This window comes from Salipiger pallidus, assembly GCF_014643635.1.
GTDB lineage: Bacteria > Pseudomonadota > Alphaproteobacteria > Rhodobacterales > Rhodobacteraceae > Salipiger > Salipiger pallidus.
Window position 1 is genome coordinate 687640 of the sequence record NZ_BMJV01000001.1, and the last position, 11664, is coordinate 699303.

An 11664-nucleotide genomic window follows, 5' to 3' on the forward strand; every position below is an offset into this window, starting at 1 on the left:
AAAGCTTGTCTCAGGCCTCGACCTCGACCGCGCCCATGGGGTGCGAACAGCAAGCAAGGATGTAACCCTCGGCGATGTCCTCTTCGGTGATGCCACCGTTGTGGACCATGTGCACCTCGCCCTTGGTCTTGCGGACCTTGCAGGTGCCGCAGACGCCGAAGGTGCAACCAGACGGGATGTTGAGCCCGGCGTTGCGTGCAACCCCCAGAACCGTATCGGTCTCGGCGCATTTTTCGATCTTGTCGGACAGCGCGAAGCGGATCTCGGAGGTGGCGCCCTCTTCGGGAAGCGAATCCTCGGGGACATCCTCGGCATCCTGCACCGGGGCGTGGAAGCTCTCCTGCGAGTACTTCTCCATGTCGTAGCCAAGGCCGGCCAGAGCCTCGCGCACGGCGGTCATGAACGGCTCGGGGCCGCAGCAGAACACATCACGCTCGAGGTAGTCGGGCGCCATCAGGCCCAGCATGAGCTGGTTGAGCATGCCCTGGTAGCCGGTCCACGGCTTGAACGGGTCCTTGTCCTCGACCACCCAGCGCAGCTCAATGCCCGGCACGCGGCTTGCCATGTGCTCGAGCCGCTCGCGGAAGATGATCTCGGACGGGCGGCGGGCGCAGTTGACGAAGACCACGTCCACGTCATCGCCACGGTCGTAAAGATGCGTGGTCATCGACATCATCGGGGTGATTCCCGAGCCCGCCGAGATGAACAGGTATTTCTTCGACGGATCACCCTTGTTGGTGAAGCTGCCGCCCGGCCCCATGGCGTTGATCTTCATGCCGGGGCGAAGATGATCAAGCATCCAGCGCGTGCCGAGCGATCCCGGCTGCGCCTTGACCGTAACGGTCAGCGACAGCGGTCGCGAGGGCGAGGACGAGATCGTGTAGGTCCGGTAGAGCGGCCCGCCCGGAACCGGCAGTTCCAGGGTGACGAACTGGCCCGGCTCGTAATCGAACAGGGCCCCCGAGGGCGCGCGGAAGCAGAAGGTGGCGGTGTTGGGAACTTCCTCGAGCACGGAGACGCACTCGAGGGTTTCGCTGTCGGTCCAGTAGTGATGCGCCGCCATGTTATTCGGCTGCCACGGTCTTGAGTTGCGGCTCGAGGGCGCGGCCAAGGGTCTCGCAATACCAGTCGACGAACTGGATCACGCCGGATTCCTGCATCTGGGAATAGGGACCGGGGCGGTAGGCGGGCGAATTGATGCCTTCCTGGTTGTTCTCGACCACTTCGCGATCCTCGTCATTGGTGGCAAGCCAGACCTCGGTCAGGCGTTGCAGGTCGTAATCCACGCCTTCCACGGCGTCCTTGTTGACCAGCCAGGTGGTGGTCACCTCGGTTTCGGTGGGGCTGATCGGGGTCACGCGGAAGGTGATCGAGTGATCCGGCAGGAAGTGGTTCCAGGTGGTGGGATAGTGGAACTTGAGCAACGTGCCCGCGTCCTGCATCGGCACGCGGCCAAGGTTCTTGGACACCGCCGGCTTGAGGTCCATGGTGTAGCTCAGCGCCTTTTCCTGCAGCGGCATCCGCGCAAGACGGTACTGCCCGTCACCTCCCAGTACGAACTTCGACGGGGTGCCCGCCGCCTCGAGCCGTTCGAAATGCGCCTGCAAGCTGGGCGACATGCTGCCATCCACGCGCACACCAGTGGCGTCGGGGTCCAGCGGGAAGGACCGGCACAGCGCCGGGTGGTTGCCGGTGCAGTGGTAGCATTCGCGGTTGTTTTCCCACACCAGCTTCCAATTGCCCTTTTCCACGATGGTGGTCTGCATGGCGACCTTGGCATCGGCCAGGTCATGCACTGCAAGGTAGGGCTCGGCGGTCTTGGCGAACTCGTCGAAATCAGGCGCCTCGTCGGCGAGGCAGATGTAGACGAGGCCGGCAACGGAGCGGCAGTGGATCGGCTTCAGCCCATGATCGGCCGGGTCGAAATCGGCCCCCATGTCACGAGCATAGAGCAGACGGCCATCCAGCTCGTAAGTCCACTGGTGGTAGGGGCAGACCAGCTTGGGGACGTGGCCCTGCGCGGTCTTGCACAGCACCGAACCGCGGTGGCGGCACGAGTTGTGGAAGGCACGGATCACGCCATCCTGCCCCTTTACGATGATCATGCTATAGGTGCCGATTTTGTGCACCACATAGCTGCCCGCCTTCGGCAGGACCGCCGACGGAATGGCGAACAGCCATTCGCGGTAGAAGATCCTGCTCATGTCGAGCGCGAAGATCTCCGGCGAGGTATAGAAGGGTTGTTCCAGCGAATGACCGGCCTTGCGACGGGCCAGAAGATCGGAGACGGAGGCTTGGGTTTCCACGGTGGCAGACTCCCTGACTAGAGCGCGGATTTCGGCCAGATCATCCATCATGCCGTACGCTGGCAATTGCAAAAAATCTCACGCTTGGGTTATTTCAATTAAGTCAGGTTATCACTCTGCCCCATGGCCGAGCACACACCCCGAAAAAAGGTCATTACTCAGGCTATGCCCAAACGCCCCTACGACATGCCGCCCCTTGCCGCGCTCTCCTGCTTCGAGGCCGCCGCGCGCCAGCAGAGTTTTAAAACAGCGGCGCAGGAACTGAACGTCACGCCCGCCGCCGTATCGCACCGCATCAAGGCGCTGGAGTTCGAGCTGGGCGTGCCGCTGTTCCGCCGCCACCACCGCGGCGTGGAGCTGACCGAAAGCGGGGCCTGGCTGCTTCTGGCGGTGCAACGCGGGTTCGAGACCATCTCTGAGGCGCTGAGCCACCTGCGCGCCGGTCCCGACAGCCCCGACGTGACGGTGCGCGCCTCGACCGCCGTAAGCTCGTTGTGGCTAACCCCGCGGCTGGCGGCGTTCTGGAAGGTCCATCCCGATGTCACCGTGGCGCAGATGGTCAGCGACGCCGCCGTTGCCGATCAGCGCTGCGATCTGAGCATCGAATACGGCCCGCTCGATTCGTCCGAGGACTGCCGCCTGCTGTTCCAGGGGCGCATCCAGGCGGTGGGCAGCCCGCACTTTGCCGAAGAAAAGGGCATCACCGCCCTCGAGGACCTGATGCGCGGCCCGCTCATCCACCTCAACGAAGAGGAGACAGGCTGGACCGGCTGGCGCGACTGGTTTGCCGCGCTCGGGCTCAGCCTGCCGCGCGGGCGAGGCTACTCCGTGAACAACTACGTGGTGGCGCTGCAGGCGGCGCAGGACGGCATGGGCGCGGTGCTCGGCTGGACCGAGCTGGTGCAGGATCATATCGCCTCGGGGCGGCTGGTGCCGTTGGTCGACGAGGAAATCGCCTCGCCCTCGGATTTCTACATCCGCGTGCATCCCCACGCCTCGGACAAGGCGATGCTGCTCTGCGACTGGCTGGCCTCCGAAGCCGAAGGGGCCTGACGCTTCCGCCGCCGCTGCCCGCCTGCTATGCCGGATGCGACAGAGGGAGCCGCGCATGGCACGTTTCACCATCCTGACGCTGGCCATGGTCGCCCTGCTGCTGGCGGGGCTGACGCTTGGCGGCTGGCTCGCAGTGATGGCGCTGCTTTATATCACGGTGGTCGCCTTCTTCATGGACCGCATCGTGGCGCTGGCCGCACCCGACCACCCAGAGGCGGAGTTCCCCGCAGGAGACGGCCTTGCCACCCTGCTGGGGCTGCTGCATTTCCCCCTGCTTTATGGCGGCACCTACGTGGTTTCAGGTGCCACCGGGATGGAAACCGCAGCCCGCGTGGTGTTGTTCGTGGCGCTGGGGCTGTTCTTCGGGCAGGTGAGCAACTCCAACGCCCACGAGCTCATCCACCGTCCCGCGCGGGGGCTGCGGCGGCTGGGGGTAGCGGTCTATTCTTCGCTGCTCTTCGGACACCATGCCTCGGCCCATGTCCGCGTGCATCACGTCCACGCCGCCACCGACCGCGACCCGAACTCGGCCCCTCTGGGTCAAAGCTTCTATGCCTTTGCACCGCGCGCATGGATCGGCAGCTTCCGGCAGGGGCTGCGGGCAGAGACTGCCCTGCGTGCCCGCCGAAGCACGCGGCGCGCTGGCCTGCATCCCTACGCGGTCTACGGGATCGGCGCGGCGTTGTCGTTGGCGCTGGCCTACGGGATTGCCGGGGGCAAGGGCGTGTTGGTGCTGCTGGGCCTTGCAAGCTACGCGCAGGCGCAGCTCCTGCTGTCCGATTACGTGCAGCATTACGGCCTGCGCCGCCGCGAGGTCGCTCCGGGCCGGCCCGAGCCGGTCAGCCTACGGCACAGCTGGAACGCGCCGCATGGCTTCACCTCCGGCCTGATGCTGAACGCGCCGCGCCATTCGGACCACCACGCCCATCCGCAGCGCCCCTACCCCGGCCTCTCCCTCGACCGGACCCAAATGCCCATGCTCCCGCAATCGCTGCCGGTGATGGCGGTGATCGCCCTAGTCCCACCCGCGTGGCGGCGTCTGATGGATCACCGCGCACGGCGCTGGCAATAGCGGCGCAGGTATCGCAGACCAGTATCAAAGGCTGGTACAGAGCGCTAATCTCGAAGACGCTGGCCGGAGCGGCACCCTCGGGTCACATCACGGCAAAGTCACGCTGTTCGCGGCCTTCGCGCCACCTCGGCTCTTCCAAGCCCGGCGGTGCTCTGGCAGTGTCGGGCCATGCGCCATCTCATCCTCGCCGCCATCCTCGCCCTGCCCGTCTCAGCCCAAGCGGCCGAGCCGATGTCCGGCGCGGAGTTCGAAAACTACGTCACGGGCAAGACGCTCTATTTCGGCATGGAGGGATCTGCCTACGGGGTCGAGGAATACCTCGGCGACCGCCGCGTGCGCTGGTCCTTCCTCGACGGGCGCTGCAAGGACGGTACATGGTACGAGGAAAAGGCCGGGCTGATCTGCTTCGTCTACGAGGACGAGCCTGCGCCGCAATGCTGGAGCTTCTTCCGCGAAGGCTCGGGCCTGCGCGCGGTGTTCGAGAACGATCCCGCCAGCACCGTCCTCTACGAGGCCCGTCAGAACGACGAGCCGATGGTCTGCCTCGGCCCCGAGATCGGAGTCTGAGCTCTGTCGATTAGCGCCCTGTTGGGCGCTTCAGGTTGAGACGCTGAGACGCTGAGACGCTGAGACGCTGAGACGCTGAGCACCCATGTCCCCTTCCGTCAAGAAGGCGGCAAGGCATCGCCTCAGAAGACCATTTCCCGAAACGCTCGCGGACCAGCCACCATATCCCTATCCGGACGACGCAAATCGCCGCGACATCCACGCCCTCCGACATCCCCCGCCAAACAGCCATTTCGGATCATCCCGAAGGCCCACTCTGTTTAGAACAAAGACCCCTGTTCGGGCTTCGGCTTCGCGGCCTTGCCCTTGCCCGACGACTTGGGCGCACTGCCCCCGAGCGCCAGCTTTCCATCGGCGAACTCGATCTCGAGCCCCGCCGCATCGCGCGCCTCGGCCTTGCTGGCCAGGACGTGGCCCTCGCCACTGCGCACCACCGCGTATCCGCGCGCCAGCGTGCCCTTGTAGCTCAGTGTCTCCAGCAGCCGCGACAGCGACCCGAGCGCCTGCGAGGGCGCTTCGATCCGCCGCTCGCCTGCCTCCTCAAGCCGCCGGGTCAGGGTGTCGAGCCGATCCCTCCCCTGCACGATCTCGCGCTGAATGGGCCGGATGGACAGCCTGTCGGTCCGCCGCCCAAGGCTCTCGCGGGCCTGCGACAGCGTCCGTCCCAGCAGCGATGGACGCAGCGCCCCGGCGGCATCCGACAGCGCCACGCGCCGCTGCTCGGTGCCGCGGATCAGCGCTCGGGGTAGCCGGTCCGCCAGCAGATCGAGCCTCTGACGCGGGTAATCCAGCAGCGTGTCCGCGCGCGGCAACGCGCGGGCCAGATCGCGCAGCCGCTGACCGCGCGCGTCGATGCGCTGCGCCAGTGCTCCGGTCATCCGCCCGCCCGCCTGGTCGACCCAGGCCAGCAGCTCCATGCGCACCGGCACCGCCATCTCGGCCGCCGCAGAGGGCGTCGGCGCGCGCCGGTCGGCGGCGTGGTCGATGAGGGTCGTGTCGGTCTCGTGCCCCACGGCGGAAATCAGCGGGATCTGCGAGGCAGCGGCGGCACGCACCACGATTTCCTCGTTAAAGCCCCACAGGTCCTCAACCGATCCGCCGCCACGGGCGACGATGATGAGGTCTGGCCGTGGCAGCGCGCCGCCGGGGGACAGCTTGTTGAACCCTTCGATCCCCCGCGCCACCTCGCCGGCGCTTGCCTTGCCCTGCACCGCAACCGGCCAGATCAGCACCTTGCGCGGAAAGCGGTCGCGCAGCCGGTGGAGAATGTCGCGGATCACCGCCCCCGAAGGCGAGGTCACGACCCCGATAACTTCCGGCAGATATGGGATCGCCTGCTTGCGCGAGGCATCGAACAGCCCCTCGGCCTGCAACGCCGCACGCCGCTTTTCCAGCATCGCCATGAGCGCGCCGAGGCCCGCAGGGCGCATGTCCTCGATGACGATCTGGTATTTCGACTGTCCGGGAAATGTCGTCATGCGCCCGGTGACGATGACCTCCATCCCCTCTTCGGGCCGCATCTCGAGCTTGCCGGCAACCCCTTTCCAGATGATTCCCGAGATCACAGAGCGGTCGTCCTTGAGGTCGAGATACACATGCCCCGAGCGCGGTACGGTCACCCGCCCCAGCTCACCCCGGACACGGACAAAGCCGAACTCGCCCTCGATGGTGCGCTTCACCGCGCCGGAGAGTTCGGACACGGTGAATTCAGGGGTGTTTCCGGGCTCGTCCTCGATCAGAGACATGATTGGCCTGCTCGCTTGCTTATACTTGGCCGCAACCTTAGAACGCGCCGCAGGCAAGGCCAAGGCATAGGCAGGAGACGGCGCATGAACATCCTCATCTTAGGTGGCGGCGGGCGCGAACACGCGCTGGCCTGGGCGGTGATGCAGAACCCCAAATGCGATAAGCTCATCGTCGCACCAGGCAACGCAGGCATCGCTCAGATCGCGGAATGCGCGTCGCTCGATACCGAGGATGGCAGCGCCGTGGTGGATTTTGCCGAAGCCCATGCCATCGACCTCGTGATCGTCGGCCCCGAGGCACCGCTCGCCGCGGGCGTCGCCGATACCCTGCGCGAGGCGGGCTTCTCGGTCTTCGGGCCCTCGCAGGCCGCAGCCCGGCTCGAGGCGTCGAAAAGCTTCACCAAAGAGATCTGCGACGCCGCCCACGCCCCCACCGCAGGCTACGGCCACTTCACCGATGCGCTGTCGGCCAAGGCCCACGTCCAGGATCAGGGCGCGCCCATCGTGGTCAAGGCGGACGGGCTTGCCGCGGGCAAAGGCGTGATCATCGCGACCACCGTGGCCGAGGCCGAGGCTGCCATTGACGACATGTTCGGCGGGGCCTTCGGCGGCGCGGGCGCCGAGGTGGTGATCGAGGAATTCATGACCGGCGAAGAGGCATCTTTCTTCGTTCTGGTCGATGGCGAGGATGTGCTGCCCATCGGCACCGCTCAGGATCACAAGCGCGTCGGCGAAGGCGACAGCGGCCCCAACACCGGCGGCATGGGTGCCTATTCCCCCGCCCCGATCATGACTGACGAGGTTACGCAAAAGGCGCTGGACGAGATCGTGCGCCCCACCATGTCGGAAATGGCTCGTCGCGGGACGCCCTATTCCGGCGTGCTCTACGTCGGTCTGATGATCGAACACGGCCAGCCGCGCCTCGTGGAATACAACGTGCGCTTCGGCGATCCCGAATGCCAGGTGCTGATGATGCGCCTCGGCGCACAGGCGCTCGACCTGATCCACGCGTGCGCCGAGGGCCGCCTTGGCGACATGCAGGTAACCTGGGGCGACGATCACGCCATGACCGTGGTGCTCGCTGCGAACGGCTACCCCGGTGCCTACGAAAAAGGCACCGAGATTGGCGGCCTCGACGCCCTCACAGAAGACAGTTTCACCCAGATGTTCCACGCGGGCACCGCGCTGAAGGACGGCAAGGTCATCGCCACCGGGGGCCGGGTCCTGAACGCCACCGCTCGCGGTGCCACCCTCGCCGAGGCGAAGGAGCGGGCCTACGCGCTGGTGGATGCGGTGGACTGGCCGCAGGGCTTTTGCCGTCGCGACATTGGCTGGCGCGCACTGTAAAGACGACATTGGCTGGCGCGCACTGTAAAGTGCGACATTGGCCGGTACGCGCCCAAGGCGAGGCCAGCCAGCGGCCACCAAAGACAATGGCTGGCGCCAGCCACAAGCAACGCGCCAGCCGTCCACAAAGCGAAGGCAGAGACACCACCCGCCCTTCTTCTCTTTGAAAATACGCCGGCGGGTGAATTGGCGCTGCGCGCCAAGAGGGGGCAGAGCCCCCTTCCCGCCTCTTGGGCAAAAAACAACGGCGGGTTATCGCTGAAACGGCGCGAACCCGCTTTCGCCAACTCTCCCATTCGTGAAGAATGGACACCCGACAAGAGCGGAGCGGCGCTGAGTCGCGAGCCGCCAATGAGCAGGAGCACCGGACCCAAGTGTCTGACACAACCGCCAGGAACCGACGGGACCCCGCGTCGGCCCATATCGCCCCGTTCCAGATCCGAGGCCGGTTCCTCACGGCACTCGCGCTGCGGATCGACGCCGAGGACGACATCGACGCCCTTTACGAACATCTCGACGTGCAGCTGAAGCAGACGCCGCAGTTCTACGACGAAGCCCCCATGGTCCTCGACCTCAGCAACGCGCCGGGCACCACCGAAACCGGGCGCCTGCGGGTGCTGGTGGCCAACATGCGCCGCCGCAACCTGCGGGTCTTCGGCGTGCAGAGCGGTGGCACCGTCTCGCAAGATGCCCTGCAGGAACTGGGCCTGATCGAGGTCACCCCCGGCCGCGACGCCCCCTCCCCCGAGGACCGGCGCGCCAAGCGCCGCTCGCGGCTTGCCGAACCCGAGGCCGAGAACAAGGTCATCAAGGGCCAGGTGCGCTCGGGACAGATGGTGGTTGCCGAACACGGCGACCTGACGATCATCGGATCGGTCGCGTCAGGTGCGGAACTGGTTGCCAAGGGCTCCATCCACATCTACGGGCGGATGCGTGGCCGGGCGATGGCAGGCATGCACGGGGACGAGACCGCGCGCATTTTCTGCCAGAAGCTCGACGCGGAACTGATCGCCATTGCCGGCCTCTACCAGACCAGCGAAACCCTCGCGACGGTCTCAAAGGACGGCTGCGCGCATATTTATCTGGAAGACGAACAACTTCGTGTGGAGGTGATCTGATGACTACAGATCTCAAGGAAAAGGCGCCTCTTGGCCGGGTCATCGTGATCACGTCCGGCAAGGGCGGCGTGGGCAAGACCACGTCATCAGCGGCAATCTCGGCAGGGCTTGCCAAGCAGGGCTTCAAGACGGTCGTCATCGACTTCGACGTGGGCCTGCGTAATCTCGACATGACCATGGGCTGCGAACGCCGGGTCGTGTTCGATTTCATCAACGTGATCCAGGGCGATGCCCGGCTCAAGCAGGCGCTGATCCGTGACAAGCGGCTCGACACCCTGAGCATCCTGCCGACCTCGCAGACCCGCGACAAGAATGCCCTCACCAAGGAGGGCGTCGAGAAGGTGCTGGACGAGCTCAAGCAGGAATTCGACTATATCATCTGCGACAGCCCTGCAGGCATTGAGCATGGCGCACAGATGGCCATGCACTTCGCCGACGAGGCCGTGGTCGTCACCAACCCCGAGGTGTCTTCGGTCCGCGACAGCGACCGCGTCCTCGGCCTGCTCAGCAGCCAGACCAAGCGCGCCGAAACCAAGGATTCCGAGCCGGTGAAGGCCCAGGTCCTGATCACCCGCCACGATCCTGTCCGTGTCGAAAGCGGTGAGATGATGACCGTCGAGGACGTGCTGGAAATCCTCGCGGTGCCGCTGCTGGGCGTCATCCCGGAAAGCCAGGCGATCCTGAAGGCGTCGAACACCGGCACACCGGTGGTGCTCGACCAGCCGTCGGTCGCGGGCCGGGCCTATGAAGACGCGGTAAGCCGCCTCGTGGGCAATGACGTGGAGATGCGCATCGAGGGCGAACGCCGTCCGGGCCTGCTGCACAGGATCTTCGGGCGGGCGTCATGAGCATCTTCAGCTTCGCGCGCAGGCCGCGCCGCCCCAAGAGCGCCGAGACCGCCAAGAACCGCCTGCAGATCCTGCTCGCGCACGAACGTTCCGGCGGTGGCGGCAAGCAGCCCGATTACCTGCCCATGTTGCAGCGCGACATCGTCGAGGCGATCCGTAAGCACGTTGCGATCAAGGAGACTGACGTCGACATCCGCATGGAACGCGGTGACGAGATGTCGAGCCTCGAGATCAACATCGAGCTTCCCGGGGCGACCACGCCCTGAACCTCTGACCGGGCCTCCGGGCCACCATTGCAGGCAGCGGGCCAAGGTCCGCCGGAACGATCGAGGGGGCGAGCATTGGCTCGCCCCTATTTTATTGCCATGGCTTGGCCAATCGTGATCAACGAAGGCAGGCCGCCCCATCTTGGTTGACCAAGACAGGCCAAGGTGCGCCCACATCGCACGTGACGGTGCAGGCTTCGGCCCCCTCCGGTTCGCGGTGCAGGGCCGGATAACAGTCCGCCACCGATACCGCCTGAAAAGTCAGCCAACGATCAGCTGCTTGAGCTGAAGCGCCTCGTGCTCGAGTTCCAGCAGGCGATGGTGCACCACGTCACCGATGGTGATCATGCCGACAAGGGTATCGTCTTCGTCCAGAACGGGCATGTGACGGAATCGTCCCTCGGACATCCGGCGCAGCAGAGAGATAAGCGGCTCGTCCTCGTCCGCCGTCTCGACCTCGCGGGTCATCACGTCGAACGCCGTCAGCTCAAGCGCCTCGCCGCCCTGGACATCGGCCACCTTCCGCACGATGTCGCGCTCGGACAGGATACCTGCCAAGGCGCCGGTCGAATGGGTGACCACCAGCGCACCGATGCGCAGTGTGCTCAACCGCTCCACCGCGAACGCCAGCGTGTCCTGCGGGCGGATTGAATGCACGTCGTTGCCCTTGCGCCCAAGCAGGTCCGACACCCGAATCGTGCCGGCGGCAAGGTTGCTCTGGGCGCCCTGGCTCTTGCTGCGCTGCGGCTCGTGGTCCTGCCGCATGGGGGATTGATAGGATGTAGGCATGGTGAACGCTCCTCCTCCGAAGTGTTTGCCGTTGCGTGCCGCAACAAGCATAACGCGGAAAAGCGAAAAACCAGAAAGAGATTTGTCTTGGACGACCTGAGCCTCACGCCCCTCTTCGCCACGATCCTGTTCGTGCTGTCCTGCCTGAGCGGCTACCAGTATCGCAGGGTCTGGAAACAGGAAGGCCCGCGATGGCAGCTCTGGCTGTTCGGAGCCTTCGCCGCCGCGGGCCTCGCGGTGCTTGGATTCGTGCCGCTGGACGCGGGCTAAAGGCTTAGCGCGCCTCGGGTTCGGCGCCTGCGCGCTCCAGCATCTTGCGGGCGCGTGGGCAATCGCTCAGGCGCTCGCGCAGCGGACTATCCGGGTCGATTTCCTTTTTGCAGACAAGGCATTGATCCGCATCGCCGATGGCGTTGAGACCGCCGCAACTGCCCTTGATCCGCTTGCCCATGAGCATGACGCCCAGTGCCATGCCCAGCATGACAATGAGGAAGACCACGAAGGTCAGGGCGAAGGTGGTCATGGGGGCGTCCTTTCCGTCGAAAGAAATGTC

General features: G+C 65.5%; 13 protein-coding genes. 8 read left to right on the top strand and 5 right to left on the bottom strand.

Features of this window, described 5'->3' with window-relative positions:
* Window positions 1–10: 10 nt before the first annotated feature.
* Together IEX41_RS03380 and IEX41_RS03385 are read right to left on the bottom strand one after the other, a co-directional pair.
* Entirely contained in the window at window positions 11–1063 is a 1053-nt protein-coding gene (locus IEX41_RS03380) for an FAD-binding oxidoreductase (protein ID WP_188788766.1), read from the bottom strand.
* Between the two features lies 1 nt (window position 1064).
* Window positions 1065–2306 carry an aromatic ring-hydroxylating oxygenase subunit alpha gene (locus IEX41_RS03385; protein WP_229672908.1) on the bottom strand — a complete coding sequence of 414 codons (1242 nt, stop codon included), beginning with the start codon at window positions 2304–2306 and terminating at the stop codon, window positions 1065–1067.
* 165 nt (window positions 2307–2471) lie between these two features.
* On the opposite strand from IEX41_RS03385, the gene IEX41_RS03390 reads away from it, so the two are divergent.
* The 3 genes from IEX41_RS03390 (at window position 2472) to IEX41_RS03400 (ending at window position 4998) form a co-directional block, all read left to right on the top strand.
* Complete coding sequence (locus IEX41_RS03390) at window positions 2472–3359, top strand: LysR substrate-binding domain-containing protein (protein ID WP_188788768.1); 888 nt, start codon at window positions 2472–2474, stop codon at window positions 3357–3359.
* Window positions 3360–3414: 55 nt separating this feature from the next.
* The gene (locus IEX41_RS03395; protein ID WP_188788770.1) at window positions 3415–4431 is read left to right on the top strand and encodes an alkane 1-monooxygenase; all 1017 of its coding nucleotides are present in this window, start codon (window positions 3415–3417) and stop codon (window positions 4429–4431) included.
* 168 nt (window positions 4432–4599) lie between these two features.
* Window positions 4600–4998 (top strand): hypothetical protein, encoded by a 399-nt coding sequence (locus tag IEX41_RS03400; RefSeq protein ID WP_188788772.1) that lies wholly within the window; start codon window positions 4600–4602, stop codon window positions 4996–4998.
* 260 nt (window positions 4999–5258) lie between these two features.
* Here IEX41_RS03400 and xseA read toward each other — a convergent pair whose 3' ends face one another.
* Window positions 5259–6743: an exodeoxyribonuclease VII large subunit gene (xseA, locus tag IEX41_RS03405; RefSeq protein WP_188788774.1), complete on the bottom strand. Its 1485-nt coding sequence runs from the start codon at window positions 6741–6743 to the stop codon at window positions 5259–5261.
* Between the two features lie 84 nt (window positions 6744–6827).
* Between xseA and purD the strand changes: the two genes are divergently transcribed.
* The 4 genes from purD (at window position 6828) to minE (ending at window position 10322) form a co-directional block, all read left to right on the top strand.
* Entirely contained in the window at window positions 6828–8090 is a 1263-nt protein-coding gene (gene purD / locus IEX41_RS03410) for a phosphoribosylamine--glycine ligase (RefSeq protein ID WP_188788776.1), read from the top strand.
* Between the two features lie 374 nt (window positions 8091–8464).
* Window positions 8465–9208, top strand: a complete 744-nt coding sequence (minC, locus tag IEX41_RS03415) for a septum site-determining protein MinC (RefSeq protein WP_229672909.1) — start codon at window positions 8465–8467, stop codon at window positions 9206–9208.
* Window positions 9208–10056, top strand: a complete 849-nt coding sequence (gene minD, locus IEX41_RS03420; RefSeq protein WP_188788780.1) for a septum site-determining protein MinD — start codon at window positions 9208–9210, stop codon at window positions 10054–10056. Before minC ends, minD begins: the two co-directional genes overlap by 1 nt.
* Window positions 10053–10322: a cell division topological specificity factor MinE gene (gene minE, locus IEX41_RS03425; protein WP_188788782.1), complete on the top strand. Its 270-nt coding sequence runs from the start codon at window positions 10053–10055 to the stop codon at window positions 10320–10322. Before minD ends, minE begins: the two co-directional genes overlap by 4 nt.
* 261 nt (window positions 10323–10583) lie before the next feature.
* Here minE and IEX41_RS03430 read toward each other — a convergent pair whose 3' ends face one another.
* Window positions 10584–11111, bottom strand: coding sequence for a CBS domain-containing protein (locus IEX41_RS03430; protein WP_188788784.1), 528 nt, complete (start codon window positions 11109–11111; stop codon window positions 10584–10586).
* 87 nt (window positions 11112–11198) lie between these two features.
* Here IEX41_RS03430 and IEX41_RS03435 point away from each other — a divergent pair, with 87 nt between their 5' ends.
* Complete coding sequence (locus IEX41_RS03435; RefSeq protein WP_188788786.1) at window positions 11199–11381, top strand: hypothetical protein; 183 nt, start codon at window positions 11199–11201, stop codon at window positions 11379–11381.
* A gap of 4 nt (window positions 11382–11385) precedes the next feature.
* Here IEX41_RS03435 and nqrM read toward each other — a convergent pair whose 3' ends face one another.
* The gene (gene nqrM / locus IEX41_RS03440) at window positions 11386–11634 is read right to left on the bottom strand and encodes a (Na+)-NQR maturation NqrM (RefSeq protein ID WP_188788788.1); all 249 of its coding nucleotides are present in this window, start codon (window positions 11632–11634) and stop codon (window positions 11386–11388) included.
* Window positions 11635–11664 lie beyond the last annotated feature (30 nt).

Coding starts and splice junctions, on each gene's coding strand:
- IEX41_RS03380 (WP_188788766.1), bottom strand. CDS start 1,063: ATGGCGGCGCATCACTACTGGACCGACAGCGAAACCCTCGAGTGCGTC.
- IEX41_RS03390 (WP_188788768.1), top strand. CDS start 2,472: ATGCCCAAACGCCCCTACGACATGCCGCCCCTTGCCGCGCTCTCCTGC.
- IEX41_RS03395 (WP_188788770.1), top strand. CDS start 3,415: ATGGCACGTTTCACCATCCTGACGCTGGCCATGGTCGCCCTGCTGCTG.
- IEX41_RS03400 (WP_188788772.1), top strand. CDS start 4,600: ATGCGCCATCTCATCCTCGCCGCCATCCTCGCCCTGCCCGTCTCAGCC.
- xseA (WP_188788774.1), bottom strand. CDS start 6,743: ATGTCTCTGATCGAGGACGAGCCCGGAAACACCCCTGAATTCACCGTG.
- purD (WP_188788776.1), top strand. CDS start 6,828: ATGAACATCCTCATCTTAGGTGGCGGCGGGCGCGAACACGCGCTGGCC.
- minD (WP_188788780.1), top strand. CDS start 9,208: ATGACTACAGATCTCAAGGAAAAGGCGCCTCTTGGCCGGGTCATCGTG.
- minE (WP_188788782.1), top strand. CDS start 10,053: ATGAGCATCTTCAGCTTCGCGCGCAGGCCGCGCCGCCCCAAGAGCGCC.
- IEX41_RS03430 (WP_188788784.1), bottom strand. CDS start 11,111: ATGCCTACATCCTATCAATCCCCCATGCGGCAGGACCACGAGCCGCAG.
- nqrM (WP_188788788.1), bottom strand. CDS start 11,634: ATGACCACCTTCGCCCTGACCTTCGTGGTCTTCCTCATTGTCATGCTG.